Below are 20,976 nucleotides of genomic sequence, written 5' to 3'. Positions count from 1 at the left end.
CGAGGTGCCCGGGTCACTCCTCCGGCGTGCGGAAGGTCCCCAGGAACGTCTTCAGCGCCAGTCGGTTGGCCGCGTCGTCCCAGGCCGCGGCCGGGGTGGTGAAGCGCAGCGAGAAGCCCCGCGTCCCGCCCAGCAGGAAGCCCCGCCCGAAGGTGTGCGCCCGGGCGTCCCCGGACCCCGCCAGCCACTCCAGGTCGGCGGCCCTGCGGCCCTGGTACGTGGTCGCCCGCACGGCGCCGACGCGGGCGTAACCGGGCAGCTCCCTCAACCCGGGCTCGACGTCGTCCCGCCAGACGGCGACCGGGTCGGGGCCGACGCGCTCGCTGTAGGTCACGGCGAGCGTGGGCGAGTCGCCGCCCCGGCCGAAGGTGACGCGATAGGCCAGATCGGACACCCGGGAGGTGGTCAGCCGCTTCCAGCCGCCGGGCAGTGCCACCGAGAACCCCTCCGGGGCGGTGTACCGGCGGTAGCCGGCCGGCAGGGCGGGGACCGGCTTCGAGGAGGGGGCCGAGGTGGGTGTCGAGGCGGGTGTGGCCCCGCCACCCGGTTGCCGGGCGGCGGGGCTGGACGGGGTGGCCCGGGGCGGCGCCCCCGCCGAGTCCGTGCCGGACGACAGCGCGCCGGACGCGGCCAGTACCGCCGCGGCCACGGTGACCACGGCCAGCGCGGTGCCGGCGGCCAGGGCCCGTCTGCCTCGCGGCGGTCCGGCGTGGCGCACGGCCCGGTACGCGCCGCGCAGCCGGGGCTCGGGGGCCGGTGGCCGCTCCGCGTCCGTGTCCTCGCGCAGCGCCCGGGTCAGCGCCTCGCGGACCACCGGCCGGGTCAGCCGCTCCCGCGCGTTCTTGCGCAGCAGGCCCTGCACGGCCTGGGTGAGCGGCCCGGCGCGCAGCGGGGTGCGCAGCGGCAGCCGGTCCACCGCCTTCAGCGTGGCGTCGAGCCGGCCGCGGTCCCGGAACGGCGGCCGGCCCTCGACCATCGTGTAGAGCAGCGCGCCCAGCGCCCACAGGTCGGCGGCCGGGCCGATGCGCTCGTCGCGGGCCTGCTCCGGCGAGGCGTACGACGGTGCCGTCAGCCTCGGCACGAGCGTCGCGCCCGCCAGCCCGAAACCGGTGACGACGACCGGGCCGTCGTCCCGCACGAAGACCTGGCCGGGGCTCAGCTCGCCGTGCGTGACGCCCTCGTCGTGCGCGGCCTGGAGCACGTCCAGCAGCTCCAGGCCGAGCCGGGCCGCCCGCACCGGGTGGAACGAGCCCTCCCGGGCGAGGAGTTCGCCCAGGGGCGTGCCGTCGACCCACTCGGTGACCGTCCACAGGGCGCCCGCCTCCACCACGGCGTCGACGACCGCTGCCACCTGGCCGGGGCGCAGCAGCCGCATGGTCTCCGAGGTGCGCACCACCCGGGCGGTGACGCGCCGCGCGGTGTCCTGGTCGACGGGCTCCGGCAGGGCCGTCTGCGCCACCAGACGGGGCTGCTCCGCCGCCACGTCCTCGGCGTACCACCACAGGCGGTTCGTCTCGCGGGAGAAGACCTCCAGGAGCCGGTACCGTCCGGCGACCAACTCGTGTGCGAAGACGTGCGCCTTGACCATGGTCATCCCTCGCTGAAACCCCTGCCTCGTCTTTCCCAGAGGTACGCGGGGCGGGCGGGGGTGCGTTCAGGGGCGCGCCCAAAAGCTCCCACAGCGCGGTCGTGACGGCGGAGTTCGCGCAGCAGCGCTGTCAGAGCAGCCCGAAGCGGCCCGCCCAGTCGGTGAGTTCCCGGGGTGTCGTGTTGCCCCCGCACACCACGAGCCCGATCCGGGCCCCGTCGCCGACCCGCTCCACCACCTGCCGGGCCGCCGGCAGCAGACAGCCCGCGGCCGGCTCGGCCCACACCTTGGCGTGCTCGGCGAGCTCCAGACAGCCCCGCACCGCGTCCCGGTCCGGGACCACCAGCACCTCCTCGACCAGCGCGGACACATGGTCGTACGTCAATTGCGACACCGAGGGCGCGCTCAAGGTGGTGACCAGTGAGGACAGCGGGACGGGCACCGGACCGCCGGCCTGCAGCGCGCCGGACATCGCCTCCGCGCCCCCGGTCTCCACGCCCCACACCCGCACCCCGGGCCGGCGGGCGCGCAGGGCCGCCGCGACCCCGGCGATCAGACCGCCGCCGCCCACGCTGACGACGACGTCCGTCAGCTCCCCGGCGTCCTCGGCCAGCTCAAGACCCACGGTGCCCTGTCCGGCGATCACGACCGGGTCGTCGAACGGGTGGACCAGGGTCAGGCCCTCGTCCCGCAGCCGCGTCACCAGCTCGAAGGCGCTGTCCATGCCGTCGGTCAGCCGCACCACCGCCCCGGCCTCCTCGGCGAGCGCGAGGGACCGCGCGGGCGCGGTGCGCGGCATGACCACGGTCGCCTTCACATCGAGGGCCGCGGCCATCACGGCGAGCGCGATCCCGTGGTTGCCGCCGCTCACCGCGACGACGCCCGCCGCCCGCTCGGCCTCGCTCAGCGACAGCAGCTTCGCCGTGGCCCCGCGGGCCTTGAACGAGCCGGTGCGCTGGAGCAGTTCGAGCTTGGCGGTGACGGGGACGCCGAGCAGCGCGCCGAGGCCGGGGCTCGGTACCGTCGGCGTGCGGACGACGTGCCCGGCGATCCGCCGGGCGGCGGTTTCGATGTCCGAGATCTCGATCACGGTGCTCCACCCTTCCGGCGCGGGTCGGACCGCGCCGCTCGCACCTTGACCCGCCGGGAGTCCTGAGGTCAACGCCGTTCCGGATCATGGCTACAGCGCGCGGCCCACCAGGGACTCCAGCAGCTCGGTCAGCTCCTCGGCGGCCCCGGCGGCCAGGGGCGCGGTGGTGAGCAGCTCCCGCGCCGCGGCCGTGTGGGCCCGGGCCTCGGCCAGGGCCGCCGTACGGCCCCCCACCGCCTCGACCAGCGCAGCGGCCTCCTCGGCGTGCCCGTCCGGGCCGAGCAGCGCGGGCAGCCGCCGGGCCGCCGGGGAGCCGAGCGCGGCCAGCACCGGGAACGTCTTCTTCCGCTCCCGCAGATCGCCGCCCACGGGCTTGCCGGTGACGGCCGGATCGCCCCAGATGCCGAGCACGTCGTCCACGAGCTGGAAGGCGACGCCGAGGTGGCGGCCGGCCCGGTCGAACGCGTCGGCCGTGTCCCGGGGCGCCCCGCCGAGCGTGGCGCCCAGCGCGACGGCACAGCCCAGCAGCGCGCCGGTCTTGCCCTCCGCCATCGCCCGGTACTCCTCGGGTGTCACCCGGTCCGGGCCGGTCCAGGGCCGGGTGGCGAACAGCAGGTCGTCGGCCTGCCCGCGCACCAGATCGGCGAGGGCCGCCGACAGCAGCCGTACCGCGCCGGCGCCCTCCGGCGTGGCGGCGAGGATGTCGACCGCCAACGCGAACAGGGCGTCCCCGGCCAGCACGGCCGGACCCGTGCCGTAGGCCTGCCAGACGGCGGGGCGGCGCCGCCGGGTCGCGTCGCCGTCCATGATGTCGTCGTGCAGCAGCGAGAAGGCGTGCACCAGCTCGACCGCGACCGCCGCCGGGACCCCGGCCCGGCCGTCGGCGCCCGCCGCCTCGGCCCCGAGCACCGCCAGTGCCTGCCGTACGCCCTTGCCGCCCGGCGCGGTGACGGGCGCCCCGCCGACCTCGCACCAGCCGAAGGAGTACGCGGCCATCTCGGCGACCCACGGGTGCAGCCGGCCCACCGCGTCCCGCAGCTCCGGCCCGACCAGGTCCCGGCAGCGGGCGAGGACGTGCCCGGCGGACTGCCGCACCGGCGAGACGGGCGCCGTCATCGCGCCTCCTCCGCGTCGAGCCCGAACTCCCGCTGGGCCCGGGCCACCATCTCCTGGGCGTGCCGCAGCCCGCTGCGCTCCAGGGTCCGGGCGAGGTCGGCGAGTTCGGCGGCGGTCTCGGCACGGTCGCGCCCGAGCCGGGCGAGGGACTTGGCCAGGCCCAGCCGGGACAGCGCCTCGCCGCGCGGCTCGCTCATCGCCCGGAACTCGGTCAGCGCCAGCTCGTAGCGCTCGCGGGCCTCGGCGTTCCGGCCCGCGCGGTACAGGACGTTGCCCTGCATCTTGTGGTTGTAGGCGAGCGCGCTGGAGAGGTTCATCTCCCGGCAGGTCGCCTCCGCCTCGGCCAGCAGCTCCAGCGCCCGCTCGGTGGCGCCGTCGCGCACCGAGAGCACGTCCGCGAGCCCGCGCAGCGCCCAGGCGTGCCCACGCCGGTCGCCGGCCCGGCCGGCTATCTCCGCCGCCTCCTCGAACAGGGCGTACGCCCTGTCGTGGTCGCCGGTGTTGCGGTGCATCTGGGCGATGCCCTCCAGGGCCCACACCGTGTGCCGGGCCTCGCCCCGCCGGCGAGCCTCCGCCAGCAGTTGCTCGTGCAGCCGGCCGGCCGCCGCGTAGTCGCCCTGGATGCGGCCGGTCTCGGCGAGGCCGGCCAGCGAGTAACCGCGTACGACGACGTCCCCGCCGCGCTCGCCGAGTTCGGCCGCGAGCCCCAGCAGCCGCCAGGCCAGCGGGAAGGCCCCGCGCTGCCGGGCGAGCGTGCCCCCGCTCCACAGCGCCCAGGCCATCGCGGCGGTGTCACCGGCCTCCCGGGCGGCGCGGTAGCTCGCCTTCCAGGCCCGGTCGGCGTCCCGCACCTGCCCGAGCCGCCGGTGTGCCTCGGCGACGGCGAGCCCGCAGCGCGCCGCCTCGCCGGGGCGTCCGGCGTGCTGGGCCTCGCGCAGTCGCTCGGTGCCGGCGGCCAGCACGTCGACCAGCGAGGAGTTCACGGACAGGGTGGTCAGGGTGCCCTGGTACTCCGGGGCGAAAGCCTTGCCGTACATGCGTCCCTCTCTATACACGGAGTGTATACATGGCGTGTATAGCGTCTCGGAAAATCGCCCCGGCCCGAGGGGGCCGGGGCTCGGTCTGCCGATGGTCAAGACGTGGGTACGGCGGCGGGGGTTGCCCGCCCTACAGGATCACCCGTGAAGGTTCAGTGCTGGTCCTTCTGGGGCGTCACCTCGCTCGGCCGCACCACGACGAAGCCCTCGCCCCGGAGCATCAGCTGCACGGCCTCGCCCGAACCGCCGCGCAGCATCGAGCCGATGGACTGCGAGCGGTGCAGCGAGGTCTCCAGGTGCGCGGTCCAGCCGACCACGGCGTCCGTGTCGACGTACACCGGCGCCTGCGCCGACACCGGGATGACCAGCGGGTTGCCGTCGCAGACCAGGCCGAGCCGGCCCTGCCCGCTGAAGACGCTGTTGAACAGGCCGCCGCCGGCGATGCCGGAGCCCTTCACCGTCTTGATCTCGTACGAGAGCGAGGCGTCGAAACACAGGACGTTGCGGCCGTTGACGGTGAACTGGTCACCGGCCTCGACCTCGACGATGAAGCAGTTCTGCGCCTCGTGCGCGAACCAGGCCTCGCCCTGCCCGCTCACCGTCATGAGGGGCAGACCCTCACCGGTGACCGCACGCTTGAGCATGCCGCCGACACCCTGCCCCTTGCGTTCGAACTTGAGGCTGCCGCGGTAGGCCACCATCGCGCCCTGCCGGGCGTACATCTCGCCGCTCACCGCGTACTTGATGCACTTGGCGTTCTCGACGGACATTCCCGGCTCCACGGCCGGCTGCACCACGTGCTGACTGGAAAAGAGATCACCCTTCATGCGGGGCATGGTGTCCCGGACGATGTCATTCCGCCAAGATCACGGAACGTACCGGTTCAGCCACCGAACAGCTGCGTCCAGTACGTGCCCGCCCGGCCGCCGCCGGAGAAGCCGGCACCGATGTGGGTGAACTCCGGCTTGAGGATGTTGGCGCGATGGCCAGGACTGTTCATCCAGCCGTCCACGACCTCGGCGGGGGAACGCTGCCCGCAGGCGATGTTCTCGCCGATCAGACGCCGCCGGGACCCCGCGGCCGCGGCCCGGTCCCAGGGCTGGGCGCCGCCGGGGGAGGTGTGCGCGTAGAAGTCCCGGGCCACCATGTCGGCGCAGTGCGCCTGCGCCGCGGTGGTGAGCAGCGGGTCGACGGCCAGCGGGGGCAGCCCGGTCCGCGCACGCTCGGCGTTGGTGCGGGCGACGACCTCGCCCACCCGGCGCGCCAGCCCGTCCGGTGTCAGCGGTGCCGCCCACAGCGCGGTCCAGTACCGGTCGCCCGCGTCCGCGTGGGCGAGCCCGGCATGCCGGAACGCCGGGTCGAGCAGGGTGCGCCGGGCCCGCGTCGAACCCAGGCAGTGGTCCACGAACTCGGCCGGGGTGCGCGGCCCCGAGACGAGGTGCTCGCCGACGGTCACGTACCCGTACCCGGCGGCCGAGATCCGCTGGTACACCGACACCCCGTCCCGCCCCTCCGCGCCGAGCCGCCCTCCGTCCGCCATGGCCCGGGCGTGCGCCCGCGCGGCGGAGAGCAGGCGCGGATCCGGTACGACGGGTGGACGACCGGCGCGAGCCCGGGCGGAGTTGACCAGGCGGATGAACTCGTCGGACACGGGGGAGGCCCCGGGGCCGGGCGGACGCCGTGGTGCGGCCGCCGCCGTCGCCGACTGTCCGCCGTCGTCTGCGACGTCCACCCCGAAGTCCCGGGCGAGCCCCGCCGGCCCGTCGGTGTACCCCTGCCCGATCGCCCGCAGCTTCCAGCCGGAGCCCGGACGGTGATAGAGCTCGGCGAGCAGCAGTACGGTCTCCGGCCCGGGCCGGGGCGGCGCGAACCCGGCCACCGCACGCCCGGAGCGGTCGGTGACGGCGAGCCGGGGCGCGGGCAGCCGCCCGAGCGGGGTGCCGGGCTCGGCCGCGCTGACCACGACCGTGACCCGGCACGCCCCCCTGCGCAACCGCGCCGGATCGACGGCCAGCGTGTCCCCGCGCAGCCGGACACCGGGCGCGTGGGGCTGGTTGTAGAACACGAAGTCACCGTCGCCGGCGACCTTCCCGTCGGCCCCGGTGACAAGAGCGGACACGTCGAAGGCACCGGCCACCCGAAGCCGTACCGGACCTCCCGGCAAGGGCACGGTGCCCCCGGGAACGAGTTCCCCCATGTCCGGTACGACGCGGGCCGGGCGCCGGCGGGTTCCCGCTCGCCGGGGCAGGGGCGCGGCACGCGCACTCGGCGACGGCGCCGCCCGCCCCTACCGCTTCCCGCAGAAAGCGGACTCCAGCGCACCGGCCAACGTGTCCAACACCTTCGCGTTGTTCGACGTGTTGGCCACGGCCGTGAGACTCCGCGTCCCGTCCTTGGTGCCGAACGCGTACGTGTAGTACCCCTGCACCGCCCCCGTGTGCCCGTACACCGACACCCCGCAGGACAGGTCCCGCCGCCGCAGCCCGAGCCCGTACGCCGTCGTGCTGGTCACCTGGGTGAACCGCTCCATCTCGGCGAGCCGCGCGGCGGACATCAGCTTCCCCTTGAGCAGCGCGCTGTAGAAGACGTCGAGGTCCCGCGCGCTGGAGATGATCGCCCCCGCGCTCTGCGCCCAGGACACGGTCTGCGCGGTCGCGTCGACCAGCGGGGCGCCCGCCGTGTCCGGCGTCAGGTACCCGCGGGCGTACCGGCCCGGGATCGCGGTGTCCGGATGGACGTAGAACGTGTCCCTCAGTTTCAGCGGCTCGATGACGCGGTTCTCGTACGCCGTCCGCACGGACTGCCCGGTGAGCTTCTCGATGAGCAGCCCGGCGACGACGAAGTTGGTGTTGGAGTACGCGTACGCGGCGCCCGGCGCGTTGGTGCGGGGCTTCTTCAGGGAGAGGGCGACCAGCTGCCGGTAGGTGAAGACCTTCTTCCGGACCGCCTCGAAGCCGGAGACACTGTCCGCGAACATGTCCTCGGTGTAGTCGTACAGCCCACTGCGGTGGCCGAGCACATGACGGACCGTGATCCGGTCGTCCGGCAGCAGGTTCGGCAGGTAGCGGTTGACCGGCGCGTCGAGCGAGAGCCGGTGTTCGTCCACGAGCTGGAGCAGCACGACGGCCGAGAAGGTCTTGGTGACGCTGCCGATCCGGAAGCGGTCGTCGGTGCTGATGGCCCGTCGGGTGGCGCGGTCGGCGACGCCCTGGGTGACCCGGTACGTCCTGCCCCGGTCGTCGATCCGGGCCAGCGCGCCCGGCGCGCCCTGCGTCACCGCCGACCGCAGCACCGCGGCCAGTCCCGCGGTGTCAGGTGCCGGCAGCGCCGCCGGCACCGGCGTGCCCGGGCCCCCGGTCGCGGCCCGCGCCGGAACCGCGAGCAGCGACAGCGCGACCGCTCCGAGGACCGCTCCCCGCCCCACCGTTGCTGAGACCATCCCCTGCCCACTCCCATCGGTCGGTTCCTGATGCGATATCGGTCACATTCCGCCCTGGGAACCTAGGGGATCGGGGCCACGTCTCCACAGCCGACACACAGTTGGTCATCTGGTGATCACTCTGCGGCGGCCATTCGTAAAGGATTGCCATAGAAGTTCGCGAAATGGATCATTCCGGCTTTACGTGCCCATGACTGATCAGCAAGGGTGGCCCCTCGGGGCCTGACCGGCCCCCGTGGCGCCCAACCGCGCCATGCCTCAAGGCGGTTGGGCTGTCCCGCCGCCTTCGAACGGAGGAACCCTGATCAGATTGCGTAGACCGCACATACGCACCGTGGCCGTCGCCGTCGCGGTGACGACCGCTGCCACGGGCCTGGCCGGTACGGCCTTCGCGGCTCCTTCCACTGGGGTGGAGCGGTCCGCCGCCTCCGCCGCCCCGAACGCCACGGTGGTGGTGGAGGCGGCGCGCACCGCGGCCTTCGCGCACGCCTCGGCGACCGGTGTCTCCCAGGGCGACGAACTGCACGCGCAGGACGTCATGATCGACCCCGAGGGTGCGCGGCACGTCCGTTTCGTCCGCACCCACGACGACCTGCCGGTGCTCGGTGGCGACCTCATCGTCCACCTCGACCGCAGGCTCGGCTACACGGGCGTGACACGTGCCGCCGACCACGCCGTCAAGCCGACCGTCGCCAAGGCCAAGCTGACCGCGGGTCAGGCCGCCGCCAAGGCCGCCCAGGCCGCGAAGGGCGACGCCGGCAGTGCGCAGCTCGTCGTCGACGCCCGCGGCGGTGCCTCCGCGCTCGCCTACCAGGTCACCGTCACCGACAAGGACAGCGCCCGCACGGTCGTCGTGGACGCCGTCACCGGCAAGGTGCGCAGCAACACGCCGACCAGGGACGAGTTCCTGTCGCCGAAGCTGCTCGACGCCCTGCGCGAGCGCGGCGAGACCCTCGACCCGGCCAGCGGCAGCGGCTCCGCCGCCGCCGTCTCCGGCCTGGTCGGCTCCCGCGGCGCCGGCGCCGCGGCCTACCCGTCGGCCGCCAAGGGCACCGGCAAGACCCTCTTCGTGGGCACCGTCTCCCTGACCACCACGCAGACCTCGCGCGGTCACTACCAGCTCAAGGACCCGAACCGGTACGGCACCGAGACGCGGGACGCCAAGGGCTCGTACACGGAGAAGTTCAGCGCCGGCACGAAGTTCACCAACACCACCAACGTGTGGGGCAACGGCACGACCAGCAGCCGGGTCAGCGCCGCCGCGGACGCCCAGTACGGCATCACCAAGACGCTGGACTTCTACAAGTCCACGTTCAAGCGCAAGGGCATCGCCAACAACAGCAAGCCCGCGCAGGCGATGGTCCACTGGGGCAAGAAGGTCGCCAACGCCTTCTGGGACCCGGCCTGCAACTGCATGCTGTACGGCGACGGCGACGGCCAGATGTTCAAGAAGCCGCTCGTCGTGCTCGACGTCACGGGTCACGAGCTGACCCACGGCGTGGTGGAGGCGACCGCCAACCTGCAGCCGACCTTCGTCGACTCCGACGGCAACCAGTACGGCGAGCCGGGCTCGCTGAACGAGTCGCTCGCGGACATCTTCGGCTCGAACGTCGAGTTCTACGCCAAGAACACGAAGGACACGCCGGACTACCTGGTCGGTGAGAAGCTGGGCCTCGCGCAGAAGTTCCTGCGCCGCCTGGACCACCCGTCCCTCGACAAGCTCGAAGGCACGATCGACTACTGGTCACCGGACACCTACTACACCGAGGTGCACGCCGGTTCGGGTGTCTCCTCGCACGCCTACTACCTCCTCGCCGAGGGCAGCGGCAAGAAGACGATCAACGGCGTCAACTACAACTCGCCGACGTACCACAACATCGCGGTCAAGGGCATCGGCCGCACCAAGGCGACGGCCATCTACTACCGTGCGCTGACCCGCTACATGGTCTCCACGACCGACTTCCACCAGGCGCGCACCGCGACGCTGAAGGCGGCCAAGGACCTGTACGGCGCGAGCAGCACCGAGTACAAGACCGTGGACAAGTCGTGGGCCGCGGTCAACGTCACCGCCGCCAACACGCCGAGCGCCCGTCACTGACGGACACCGGACCACACCGGCACCACCGGATGCCCCGCCCCGTGCGGGGCATCCGCGCGTCCGGGGACCGCGACGGCCGGGCCGGGGGAGAGCCCCGGCCCGGCCGTCGCGTTGCTCAACGCAGCGTCCGCGCCCAGTCCGCAGGCACCCGGCCCGCCGGGCCCGGCACCGGCTGGTCGACGGGATGGCAGTCCGGGGGAGTGAGCTCGGGCCCGGAGCCGTACAGCTGGTCGGTGGTGAAGTCCCAGAACCAGTCCTCGCCCGGCTCGAAGCTCTGGATGATCGGGTGTCCCGTCTCGCGGTAGTGGGCGGTGGCGTGCTTCGAGGGGGAGTCGTCGCAGCAGCCGACGTGCCCGCACTGTGCGCACCGGCGGAGGTGGAACCACCAGCCGCCCGCCTCCTCGCACTCCACACAGCCCGTGCCGCTCGGCGGGACGCTGGGGTCGATTCCGTCGATGTCGTTCATACCGTCTCCTCGTCGGGCGTCTCGGCGGTCAGGGGGAGCAGCACCTGGAAGCGGGTGTCGCCGGGCACCGACTCCACCCGCAGGGCGCCGTGGTGCTTGTTGACGACGATCCGCCAGGAGATGTCCAGGCCGAGCCCGGTGCCCTCGCCGACCGGTTTGGTGGTGAAGAACGGGTCGAAGATCCGGTCCTTGATCTCCGGCGGCACACCGGGGCCGGTGTCCCGGAACTCGACCAGCAGCCGCTCGTTGTGGAGCGCCGTCCGCACGGTCAGCGTGCCCTGGCCGCCCGCGCTGTTCATGGCCGAGACGGCGTTGTCCACCAGGTTCGTCCACACCTGGTTCAGCTCGGCCGGGTAGGCGGGCACCGGCGGGAGCGTGCGGTCGTACTCCTTGACGACCCCGATGCCCCGCCCGATCTTCCCGGAGAGCATCAGCAGCGTGCTGTCGAGGAGTTCGTGCACGTCCACCACCCGGTACGGCGCCCGGTCGAGCTGCGAGTACTGCTTGGCCGCGTCGACGAGGTGCGAGATACGGGTGGTGGAGTCCTCGATCTCGTTCATCAACAGCTCGGTCTCGATGGTGTAGTTGAGCCAGCCGACCGCGTTCGGCAGGATCTCCTCGTCCACCGCCGCCGCGACCTGCTCCAGCCAGTCCACGTCGACCCCGGCCTGCACGAACGTGGGCGCGAGCTGCCAGCCCTGTTCGACGCCGTGGTCCTCCAGCCAGTCGGTGAGCGTGTCCTCCCGGTCGCTGGCTTCGAGCGGGCTGAGCACCGGGGCCTTCGCCACCCGCTCCGCGGTGCGCTCCTGGATCTCCACCAGACGCGCCAGCACCTCGCGGGAGAACGGGCCCTCGGCGATCAGGCCGAGCTTGCGCCGCATCTTCGCGACCCGCTCCCGCAGGGTCGCGGTGGCCCGGACCGCCGCCGCGGCGGGGTTGTTCAGCTCGTGCGTGAGCCCCGCCGACAGCGAGCCCAGCGCCAGCAGCCGCTCCCGCTGCCCGATCATCGCCTGGGTGTTCTTCGTCCCGAAGAACAGGCCCTCCAGCAGGTGCACGGCCATCGGGAACCACTCGTGCACGACCTCGGAGAAGAGCTCCGCCGGCAGCACGAAGAACCGCGTCGGCTCGGTGACCCGCATGGAGTTGTTGTAGACCTGCCGCACCCGGTCGCCGAGGTACGCCTGCATCGCGCCCGCGTACACCCCGGGCTGCGAGGTCCGGATGACCTCCACGTCGTCGCCGCCGACCCGGCGGGACAGCACGACCGTGCCCTCGATCATCACGAAGAAGCAGGTGGCCGGCTCGCCCTCGGCGTAGACCGGGCCGGGCTGGAACAGCTCCACCCGTCCCTGGGCGCACAGCCGGCCCAGCTGCTCGTCGCTGAGCTTCTCGAAGAGGAACAGCGAGCCGACCTCCTGCGGGCTGCACGCCACGACCTGCCCGCTCACGACTGCTCCAGGTACCGGTGGACGAGCATCACGGCCATGGCTCCCTCTCCGACGGCGGACGCGACACGCTTGGCGGACTCGGACCGCGCGTCACCCGCCACGAACACCCCGGGGATGCTGGTCTCCAGGTGGTACGGCGGCCGGTCCAGCTCCCAGCCGGCCGGCGGCCGCCCGTCGGCGGTCAGGTCGGGCCCGGCCAGGATGAACCCGCGCCCGTCGCGCAGCACCGTGTCGCCCAGCCAGTCGGTCAGCGGGGCGGCGCCGATGAACACGAACATCCACTGCGCGTCGACCCGTTCCCGCTCCCCGGTCACCGTGTTCCGCAGCGTGAGCTGCTCCAGGTGCTCGGCGCCGTGCGCCTCCTCGACGACCGTGTGGCAGCGCACCGATATGTTCGGGGCCTCGCCGATCTGCTGGATCAGGTAGTGCGACATGGACGCCGACAGGTCCGGGCCGCGCACCAGCAACGTCACCGACTTCGCGCCCCGGGAGAGGTACATGGCCGCCTGGCCCGCCGAGTTGGCGCCGCCGACGATGTACACGTCCTGGCCCTGGCAGGAGGCGGCCTCGGTCAGCGCCGAGCCGTAGAACACCCCGCAGCCGGTCAGGTCGGTGCAGCCCGCCGCCTCAAGCTGGCGGTACTGCACCCCCGTCGCGAGGATCACGCTGTGCGCCGCGATCGCCGAGCCGTCCGCGAACCGTACGACCCGTGCGGCGCCGTTGACCTCCAGGCCCGTCACCTCACGGGCGGTCAGGATCTCCGCGCCGAACTTGGCGGCCTGCCGCCGTGCCCGGTCGGTGAGCTGGGCGCCGGAGACCCCGTCGGGGAAGCCGAGGTAGTTCTCGATCCGGGAGCTCTGCCCGGCCTGCCCGCCGGTCGCCGAGCGCTCGACCAGCACGGTCCGCAGTCCCTCGGAGGCCCCGTACACGGCCGCGCCGAGCCCGGCCGGGCCGCCGCCGATCACGACGAGGTCGTAGAAGTCGGCCGTGGGCGTCGTCGCCAGGCCCACGTGCGCGGCCAGCTCGGGCGCCTCGGGTTCCACCAGGACCGTGCAGTCCGGGGTGATCACCAGCGGCAGCCGCTGCCCGTCCTGCCCGGCCGCCGCCAGCAGCCGCTGCCCCTCCGGCTCCTCCACCGAGTACCAGCGGTACGGCACCTGGTTGCGGGCCAGGAACTCCCGCACGTCCGAGGAGCGCGCCGACCAGCGGTGCCCGACGACCTTGGTGCTGGGCACCGGCTTGTAGGCGCTGTTGCGCCACGCGTCCAGCAGATCGTCCAGGACCGGGTAGAGCTTCTCCTCCGGCGGGTCCCAGGGCTTGAGTAGATAGTGGTCCAGGTCGACCACGTTGATCGCGTCGATCGCCGCGTTGGTGTCCGCGTACGCGGTCAGCAGCACCCGGCGCGCCCCCGGGTACACGTCGAGCGCCTGCTCAAGGAACTCGATGCCGTTCATCTGCGGCATGCGGTAGTCGGCCAGGATCACCGCCACGAGGTCGCCGCGCAGCTTCAGCTCGCGCAGCGCGTCCAGCGCGGACTCACCGGACTCCGCGCGCACGATCCGGTACGACTCGCCGTAGCGCCGTCTGAGATCGCGGGCGACGGCACGGGAGACCCCCGGGTCGTCGTCCACGGTCAGGATGACGGTCCGCGCGGTGTCGGCGGCCTGTGCCATACGTCTCCCACCCGAGTGTCGGATCCCCCTCGGTCGGTGTCGTGCGGACCACCGCCCCGGTTTCAGGCCATCGTATGTTCGATGTCCCCGGTTCCGCTTGTCCGACGGAGACCGGTACTTGCCCGACAGCGACCATCCAGCGCGCCCGCTGCCCGGGAACCGGTGCGCCGGCCCGGGGGAGAGATCATCATGACGGTGCGCACCGGCGCCCGGCAGCGGGCATCCGGAACCCGAGGACGCGACGACGAGGAGGCCCACGGATGACACGCCCGATCACGGCAGGGGTGGACGGTACGCAGGAGAGCCTGGCCGCGCTGGACTGGGCGGCCCGGGAGGCCGTGCGCCGGGGGCTGCCGCTACGGGTGGTCCATGCCTGGCGGTACGCCGAGGCGCTCGCCACCGCCGACCGGGACACCCAGCGCGGGTGGGTGTCGGAGGGCGTCACGGCGGCCGTGCGCACCGTCTCCGAGCGGCACCCCGGGCTGACGGTGACCACCGACGTGGTGGAGGGCGCGGCCGCGCACGCGCTGGCCGACGCGGCGGCCGGGGCCGAGATGATGGTGCTCGGCTCGCGCGGCCACGGACCCGTCGTCGGGTTCCTGCTGGGCTCGGTCGGCCAGCAGGTGATCGCCGAGGCGACCCGGCCCGTGGTCCTGGTGCGCGCCGGGGACCAGCCCGCGGCGGAGGTGGCCGGCCGGGACGTCGTGGTCGGCCAGCACGGCGGCCCCGAGGACAGCGCGGCGGCGCTGCGGTTCGCCTTCGAGACGGCGGCGGCCCGTGGCGCCGCCGTCCGGGCCGTCCGGGCCTGGACCCTGCCGCCGGTCTTCGCCTACAGCCCCGGTTCGCTCAAGCTGCTGGACGACGCGGGCGGCCTCGAACCGTACGAGAAGCAGGCACTGGCCGATGCCCTCGGGCCGTGGCGCGAGCGGTTCCCCGAGGTGCCCGTGGCCGAGCACGTCGAGATGGGCAGCGCCGGCCAGGTGCTGCTGTCGATGACCGGCCGGGCCCAGCTGATGGTCGTCGGACGCCGGGCGCGCCGCACGGCCGTCGGCGCCCGGATCGGCTCGGTCGCGCACGGGGTGCTGCACCACGCCGAGTGCCCGGTGGCCGTGGTCCCGCACGAGTGACCTACTCCGGGTCGGCCGTCTCCAGGCCGGCCCGGGCCTTGGGCAGGACGTTGTCGATGTAGTCCTTGACGGCGGTGTCGAGGCCTATGTCGTGCTGCGCGCGCTCGGACAGGTACCAGCGGTGTTCGAGGAGCTCGTGGTAGATCTCGGCCGGGTCCATGGAGCCGCGCAGCTCCGGCGGCACCGCCCGCACGGTGGGCCGGAACACGTCCCGCACCCAGCGGTGGGCGAGCACCTCCGGGCGGGCGGCGAGGGGGTCGCCGGGCGCGTAGTCGTCCTGGGTGGCCATCCAGCTCTCCAGGTCGTTCAGCAGCCGCCGGGCCTGGTTCTCCTCGGCGTCCAGACCGGTCAGCCGGAGCAGCTGCCGCTGGTGGTGGCCGGCGTCGACGACCTTCGGCACGAAGGTGACGGTGTCCCCGTTGGAGGAGTGCTCGATCTGCATCTCGGCGACGTCGAAGCCGAGGTCGTTCAGGCGGCGGATCCGGCGCTCGATGTAGTGGTACTTGCCCGCCGGGTACACCGAGGTGCGGGTCAGCTCCTGCCACAGACCGTGGTAGCGGGTGCAGATCTCGTGGCCGAACTCGACCGGGTCGACGGACGGGTGCAGCGCGCCGGACGCCTCCAGGTCCAGCAGCTCGCCGCTGATGTTCACGCGGGCCAGGTCCAGGTCGTAGTCCCGCTGTCCGGGGCTGAGCCGGGGGTGCAGGTCGCCGGTCTCGGCGTCGACCAGATAGGCCGCGTAGGCGCCCGCGTCCCGCCGGAACAGGGTGTTGGACAGCGAGCAGTCGCCCCAGGCGAACCCCGCCAGGTGGAGGCGGACCAGCAGCACCGCGAGGGCGTCCATGAGCCGGTGCATGGTCGCCGGGCGCATCGTCGTCTCGAACATCGACCGGTACGGCATCGAGCCGCGCAGATGCCGGGTGACGAGCACCGGCTCCAGCGGGGCGCCGGAGGGATCGGTGCGACCGGTGACCACGGCGAGTGGGTCGACGGCGGGGATGCCGAGCCGGTCCAGGTCGCGCAGCAGCTCGTACTCGCGCAGCGCGGGCCGTTCGGCCAGCTCCTTGACGGCGATCACCTCGTCCCCGGCGTGGGCGTAGCGCACCACGTGCCGGGAGATGCCGCGGGGGAGCGGCACGAGGTACTCCTCGGGCCACTCCTCCAGCGGGGTGTCCCAGGGGAGCGCGAGCAGGAGCGCGGGGTGCTCCGGGTTCGTGGCGCTGATCTGCAAGGCCATGGCACGAACCCTAAGGCCCCGCGCTCCTGTTCGAGGAGACAGGTCCCTGCGGGAGGCTGAGCGGGCTTCGGGCGACCCCCGTTCTCCGGGCGCCCCCGTTCTCCGGGCGGCCCGGTCCCTGTGGGAGGCCGGCCGGGCTTCGGGCGGGGTCGGCCTCTGCGCGGTCCGGCGTTCCGCGCGGCCCGGCCCTCCGCGCGGCCCGGCCCCTCCGCGCGGCCCCGGCCCTCCGCGCGGTCCGTCCCTCCGGGAGATTCGGCGCGCTTCGGCGGACCGGTAGCCCCGGCGGCTCGTCCGGCTAGGACGCTCGTTCCCGGGCCTGTTCGGCCGCGGCCCGTACCGAACCGTGGTGGAGTGGTCCGTGGCCGGGCAGCAGGGTGTCGCCGTCGAGCGCGGCGACCACGTCCAGGGAGGCCAGGGTCCGCGCGCGGTCGTGGTGGAAGAAGTCGGGCAGGAGCTGCGGGCCCTTGACCCGGGAGGTGGCGTGCCCGCTGACCAGGGCGTCCCCGGAGATCACGATGCCGGCGTCGGGCAGGTGGTAGACGCAGTGGCCGTCCGTGTGGCCGGGGGTGTGCACGGGGACCGGCCGCCCCGGCAGGTCGAGCGCTCCCTCGGCGGGGAACGGCTCGGGTGCCGTGACGGGGTGCTGCTCCGTGCCGCCCACGCGGATCACGTGCACCGCCCAGGGCAGCACGCCGGGCCGCCAGGCGTTGCGCACCACGTCGGCGATGGTCGCCTGCTGGAGGAAGTCGCGCCGGGCGTGCGGGACCTCGGCCGGGTGGAGATAGACCGGGGTGCCGTGGGCGGCGCGCAGGTACTCGGCGGAGCCCAGGTGGTCGTTGTGTGCGTGGGTGATGAGGACGGCGGCGACCGCGTCCGGTGAACTCCCCACCTCCGCGAGGGACTCCAGCAGCCCGGGCCGGTCCCCGGGATAGCCGGTGTCCACCAGCGTGACGGCGTCGCCGTCCTTGAGGATCACCCAGTTGGTGTTGTGGCCGTGCACCAGATAGGTGCCGTCGGCGACTTGTCTTACCTCTGCCCGCATGATCTCTCCGAGCCCTCAGCGGCGGATCGTCGGGGACAGCCAACCAGACGGGCGTTCGTCCCGCGCGAGGGGGCCCGGTCGTCAGTGCACACCGCGCGGGCGGAACTGGATGCTGATGCGCGGTCCCGTGGCCCTGCTGGTCTTGGGGACGCAGTGCTCCCAGGTGCGCTGGCAGGAACCGCCCATCACGATGAGGTCGCCGTGGCCGAGCGGGCGCCGGACCGCCGCACCGCCCCCGCCGGCCGGCCGCAGCAGCAGGTCGCGGGGCTCGCCGACGGAGAGGATCGCGACCATCGTGTCCTCCCGGGAACCCCGGCCGATCCGGTCGCCGTGCCAGGCGACGCTGTCCCGGCCGTCGCGGTAGTAGCACAGCCCGGCGGTGGTGAACGGCTCGCCCAGTTCGTCGGCGTAGTGCCGGGACAGGGCGGTGCGGGCCTCGTCGAGGATCGGGTGGGGCAGCGGGTCCTCGGCCTGGTAGAAGGCGAGCAGGCGCGGCACCGCCACCACGTTGTCGTACATCTTGCGCTGCTCGGCCCGCCAGGGGACCTCCGCCGCCAGGTGTTCGAACAGGTCGTCGGCGCCGCTCAGCCAGCCCGGCAGGACATCGATCCAGGCGCCCGAGCCCAGCTCGGTCCGGCGCAGCCCGTCGAGCGGGCCGAGCCTCAGCTCGTCGGTCTGGTCGAACAGGGAGCCCTGGAGGTGCGTGGACATGGGTCCAGCGTACTCCTTAATCGAAAATCCGTTCCATTTGATCAACGGGCGTCCGGAGGCTTTCGATGCATCGGTGTATCCGATACATTCGCGTATCGACTCGACGAGGAGGCAGCCATGGAGACGGCCGGACGCGTCACCCGGCGCCGGATCCGCACCCGCGCCCGGCTGCTCGACGCCGCCTTCGCGGTGTTCGCGGCCAAGGGCTACGGGCGCGTCTCCATCGAGGAGGTCTGCGAGGCGGCCGGGTTCAGCCGGGGTGCCTTCTACTCGAACTTCGCCACCCTGGACGAGCTGTTCTTCGCCCTCTACCAGGAGCGCGCCGACCTCATCGCCGCCCAGGTGGCCGACGCCCTCGCCCAGGACGGACCCGACCTCGACGTGCCCGCCTCCGCGGACCGGGTCACCGAGGTGCTGCTGCTCGACGTCGACTGGCTGCTGGTGAAGACCGACTTCCTGGTGCACGCGGCCCGGAACCCGGACGTCGCCCGGGCCCTCCTCGACCACCGCGCCCGGCTCCGGCAGGCCATCGCCGACCGGCTCTCCCGGGCCCGGGGCCACACCGCACTGCCCGCCGTGCTCGGCGACGCCGACGGCGCCGCCCACGCCGTGGTCGCCGCGTACGACGGAGTCACCACCCAACTGCTGCTGGACCGGGACGTCGAGGCCGCCCGGGCCTGGCTGGGGCAGCTGCTCACCGCGCTGCTCACGGACGGCAGCCGCACCCCCGCCGCATGAGCACAGCCGGCACGGCACCGTCGTACGAGCGCACGCGCACCCGCAGGGGCCGGACCGAGCACCGTACCGAGCACCGTCAGGAAGGACACAGTCGTCATGGACGCGGACGTCATCGTCGTCGGAGCGGGTCTCGCCGGCCTGGTCGCGGCACACGAACTCACCAGCCGGGGCCGCCGGGTGGCCCTGGTCGACCAGGAGAACGCCGCCAACCTCGGCGGCCAGGCGTTCTGGTCCCTCGGCGGGCTCTTCCTCGTCGACTCGCCCGAGCAGCGCCGCCTCGGCATCAAGGACTCCCTCGCTCTCGCCTGGAACGACTGGCAGGGCAGCGCGCAGTTCGACCGGCTCGCCGACGAGGACTCCTGGGCGGTGCGCTGGGCCCGCGCCTACGTCGAGTTCGCGGCCGGCGAGAAGCGGTCCTGGCTCCAGGGGCACGGCATCGAGCTGCTGCCCACGGTCGGCTGGGCCGAGCGCGGCGACCTGCGGGCGGACGGGCACGGCAACTCCGTGCCCCGCTTCCACATCGCCTGGGGCACCGGCACCGGCGTGGTCGAGCCCTTCGTGCGGTACGCCCGGCAGGCCGCCCGGGACGGGCTGCTGACCTTCCACCACCGCCACCGGGTGGACGAACTGGTCGTCGAGGGCGGCACGGCACGCGGGGTGCGCGGCACCGTCCTCGCCCCCGACGACTCCCCGCGCGGCGTCGCCTCCAGCCGCGACCGCGCGGGCGACTTCCACCTCACCGCCCAGGCCGTGGTCGTCACCACCGGCGGCATCGGCGCCGATCACGACATCGTCCGCCGGTACTGGCCCGAGCGGCTCGGCACACCTCCCGCCGAGATGGTCACCGGCGTCCCCGCCTACGTCGACGGCCGCATGCTCGACATCAGCGCCGAGGCCGGCGTACGCCTGGTGAACCGCGACCGCATGTGGCACTACACCGAGGGCCTGCGGAACTGGGACCCGATATGGCCCGGCCACGGCATCCGCATCCTGCCCGGCCCGTCCTCCATATGGCTCGACGCCCTCGGCCGCCGGCTGCCCGACCCCTGCCTGCCCGGCTACGACACCCTCAGCACCCTCAGGTACCTGCGCACCACCGAGGACATCGCCGGGTACGACCACTCCTGGTTCATCCTCACCCGCAAGATCATCGAGAAGGAGTTCGCGCTCTCCGGCTCCGAGCAGAACCCCGACATCACCGCCAAGGACCGCAAGGCGGTGCTGCGCGACCGGCTGCTCGGCAAGGGCGCCCCCGCGCCGGTGCGGGCCTTCCTCGACCACGGTGCCGACTTCGTCACCGCCGGGAGCCTGGAGCAGCTCGTCGAGAAGATGAACGGCCTGACCGGGAAGCCGCTGCTGGACGCCGCCGAGGTGCGCCGCCAGATCGAGGCCCGCGACCTCCAGATCGCCAACCCCTACAGCAAGGACGCCCAGGTCCAGGGCATCCGCAACGCCCGCCGCTACATCGGCGACCGCCTCGGCCGCGTCGCCGCCCCGCACCGCCTCCTCGACCCGGCCGCGGGCCCCCTCATCGGAGTCCGGATGCACGTGCTGACCCGCAAGACCCTCGGCGGCATCCAGACCGACCTGGACTCCCGGGCGCTCGGCGCCGACGGCACACCGATCGAGGGGCTGTACGCGGCCGGCGAGGTCGCCGGGTTCGGCGGCGGCGGTGTCCACGGCTACAACGCCCTGGAGGGCACCTTCCTCGGCGGCTGCCTCTTCTCCGGCCGCGCGGCGGGCCGGCACGCGGCCCGGCACACCGGCTGACCTCAGCCCGCCACCAGCTCCGCCAGGACGTGCGCGTGGCTCTCCTCGGTCTTCTTGGACGCCGTGAGGAGGGTCACCGTGCCCTTGCGGGCCGACTCCCGCAGGTGGTCCAGCAGTTCGGCGGCCCGGGGGGCCTCCAGCTCCTGCTCGTAGCGGCTCCTGAACTCCTCGTAGGAGCCCCCGCCGTGGTACCACGTGCGCAGCTCGCTCGACGGGGTGAGTTCCTTCGGCCACTCGTCCACGTGCGCGGCGTCCTTGGCGAGGCCGCGCGGCCAGAGCCGGTCGACCAGGACGCGCAGGCCGTCGTCGGGCTCGGGCGGTTCGTAGATCCGGCGCACACGCACGCTCACGGTCGGGCCCCTCTCGGGTCGTGGACGGTCGTGCGAGCGTACTGCG

The 20,976-nt window shown here is 73.5% G+C and carries 18 protein-coding genes; 4 read left to right on the top strand and 14 right to left on the bottom strand.

Annotation, left to right across the window (positions count from 1 at the left end; genetic code table 11):
• Nucleotides 1-13: 13 nt before the first annotated feature.
• The 7 genes from C3492_RS35040 to C3492_RS35010 all read right to left on the bottom strand — a co-directional run bounded on the left by C3492_RS35040 (nt 14) and on the right by C3492_RS35010 (nt 8,270).
• Nucleotides 14-1,594, bottom strand: a complete 1,581-nt coding sequence (locus C3492_RS35040; RefSeq protein WP_103816676.1) for a protein kinase — start codon at nt 1,592-1,594, stop codon at nt 14-16.
• Nucleotides 1,595-1,718: 124 nt separating this feature from the next.
• Entirely contained in the window at nt 1,719-2,678 is a 960-nt protein-coding gene (locus C3492_RS35035; RefSeq protein WP_103816675.1) for a threonine/serine dehydratase, read from the bottom strand.
• Nucleotides 2,679-2,768: 90 nt separating this feature from the next.
• Complete coding sequence (locus C3492_RS35030) at nt 2,769-3,794, bottom strand: polyprenyl synthetase family protein (RefSeq protein WP_103816674.1); 1,026 nt, start codon at nt 3,792-3,794, stop codon at nt 2,769-2,771.
• Nucleotides 3,791-4,831: a tetratricopeptide repeat protein gene (locus tag C3492_RS35025; protein ID WP_103816673.1), complete on the bottom strand. Its 1,041-nt coding sequence runs from the start codon at nt 4,829-4,831 to the stop codon at nt 3,791-3,793. The genes C3492_RS35030 and C3492_RS35025 overlap by 4 nt, the downstream gene beginning before the upstream one ends.
• A 152-nt stretch (nt 4,832-4,983) precedes the next feature.
• Entirely contained in the window at nt 4,984-5,658 is a 675-nt protein-coding gene (locus tag C3492_RS35020; RefSeq protein ID WP_103816672.1) for an AIM24 family protein, read from the bottom strand.
• Between the two features lie 56 nt (nt 5,659-5,714).
• A complete protein-coding gene (locus C3492_RS35015) occupies nt 5,715-7,028 on the bottom strand; it encodes a CAP domain-containing protein (protein WP_103816671.1) in 1,314 nt (437 codons plus the stop codon).
• A gap of 90 nt (nt 7,029-7,118) precedes the next feature.
• A complete protein-coding gene (locus tag C3492_RS35010; RefSeq protein WP_103816670.1) occupies nt 7,119-8,270 on the bottom strand; it encodes a serine hydrolase in 1,152 nt (383 codons plus the stop codon).
• Nucleotides 8,271-8,604: 334 nt separating this feature from the next.
• Between C3492_RS35010 and C3492_RS35005 the strand changes: the two genes are divergently transcribed.
• Nucleotides 8,605-10,368, top strand: a complete 1,764-nt coding sequence (locus tag C3492_RS35005; protein ID WP_308461171.1) for a M4 family metallopeptidase — start codon at nt 8,605-8,607, stop codon at nt 10,366-10,368.
• 115 nt (nt 10,369-10,483) lie between these two features.
• Here C3492_RS35005 and C3492_RS35000 read toward each other — a convergent pair whose 3' ends face one another.
• The 3 genes from C3492_RS35000 to C3492_RS34990 are packed head-to-tail and all read right to left on the bottom strand — an operon-like array spanning nt 10,484 to nt 13,955.
• On the bottom strand, nt 10,484-10,834 hold the full coding sequence (locus tag C3492_RS35000; protein WP_103816668.1) for a UBP-type zinc finger domain-containing protein: 351 nt from the start codon (nt 10,832-10,834) through the stop codon (nt 10,484-10,486).
• The gene (locus C3492_RS34995; RefSeq protein WP_103816667.1) at nt 10,831-12,282 is read right to left on the bottom strand and encodes an ATP-binding protein; all 1,452 of its coding nucleotides are present in this window, start codon (nt 12,280-12,282) and stop codon (nt 10,831-10,833) included. The genes C3492_RS35000 and C3492_RS34995 overlap by 4 nt, the downstream gene beginning before the upstream one ends.
• Nucleotides 12,279-13,955, bottom strand: coding sequence for an FAD-dependent oxidoreductase (locus C3492_RS34990; RefSeq protein ID WP_103816666.1), 1,677 nt, complete (start codon nt 13,953-13,955; stop codon nt 12,279-12,281). Before C3492_RS34990 ends, C3492_RS34995 begins: the two co-directional genes overlap by 4 nt.
• Before the next feature lie 260 nt (nt 13,956-14,215).
• Between C3492_RS34990 and C3492_RS34980 the strand changes: the two genes are divergently transcribed.
• Nucleotides 14,216-15,082, top strand: coding sequence for a universal stress protein (locus C3492_RS34980; protein ID WP_103816665.1), 867 nt, complete (start codon nt 14,216-14,218; stop codon nt 15,080-15,082).
• A gap of 1 nt (nt 15,083) precedes the next feature.
• Here the strand turns inward: C3492_RS34980 and C3492_RS34975 are convergent, their stop codons facing one another.
• From C3492_RS34975 to C3492_RS34965, 3 genes are all read right to left on the bottom strand, one after another.
• Nucleotides 15,084-16,319: a DUF4032 domain-containing protein gene (locus C3492_RS34975; RefSeq protein WP_103816664.1), complete on the bottom strand. Its 1,236-nt coding sequence runs from the start codon at nt 16,317-16,319 to the stop codon at nt 15,084-15,086.
• 295 nt (nt 16,320-16,614) lie between these two features.
• Nucleotides 16,615-17,361 (bottom strand): MBL fold metallo-hydrolase, encoded by a 747-nt coding sequence (locus C3492_RS34970; protein WP_103816663.1) that lies wholly within the window; start codon nt 17,359-17,361, stop codon nt 16,615-16,617.
• 81 nt (nt 17,362-17,442) lie between these two features.
• Nucleotides 17,443-18,072 (bottom strand): alpha-ketoglutarate-dependent dioxygenase AlkB, encoded by a 630-nt coding sequence (locus tag C3492_RS34965; protein ID WP_103816662.1) that lies wholly within the window; start codon nt 18,070-18,072, stop codon nt 17,443-17,445.
• A gap of 117 nt (nt 18,073-18,189) precedes the next feature.
• Between C3492_RS34965 and C3492_RS34960 the strand changes: the two genes are divergently transcribed.
• Both C3492_RS34960 and C3492_RS34955 read left to right on the top strand, forming a co-directional pair.
• Complete coding sequence (locus C3492_RS34960) at nt 18,190-18,810, top strand: TetR/AcrR family transcriptional regulator (RefSeq protein WP_103816661.1); 621 nt, start codon at nt 18,190-18,192, stop codon at nt 18,808-18,810.
• Between the two features lie 96 nt (nt 18,811-18,906).
• Nucleotides 18,907-20,580 carry an FAD-binding dehydrogenase gene (locus C3492_RS34955; protein WP_103816660.1) on the top strand — a complete coding sequence of 558 codons (1,674 nt, stop codon included), beginning with the start codon at nt 18,907-18,909 and terminating at the stop codon, nt 20,578-20,580.
• Nucleotides 20,581-20,582: 2 nt separating this feature from the next.
• Here C3492_RS34955 and C3492_RS34950 read toward each other — a convergent pair whose 3' ends face one another.
• Nucleotides 20,583-20,930, bottom strand: a complete 348-nt coding sequence (locus C3492_RS34950; protein ID WP_181140705.1) for a DUF488 domain-containing protein — start codon at nt 20,928-20,930, stop codon at nt 20,583-20,585.
• Nucleotides 20,931-20,976 lie beyond the last annotated feature (46 nt).

The organism is Streptomyces sp. Ru62, from assembly GCF_002920615.1.
Taxonomy (GTDB): Bacteria; Actinomycetota; Actinomycetes; order Streptomycetales; family Streptomycetaceae; genus Streptomyces.
Note: the sequence above shows the minus strand (reverse complement) of the source record. Positions and strands in the feature narration are given on the sequence as shown.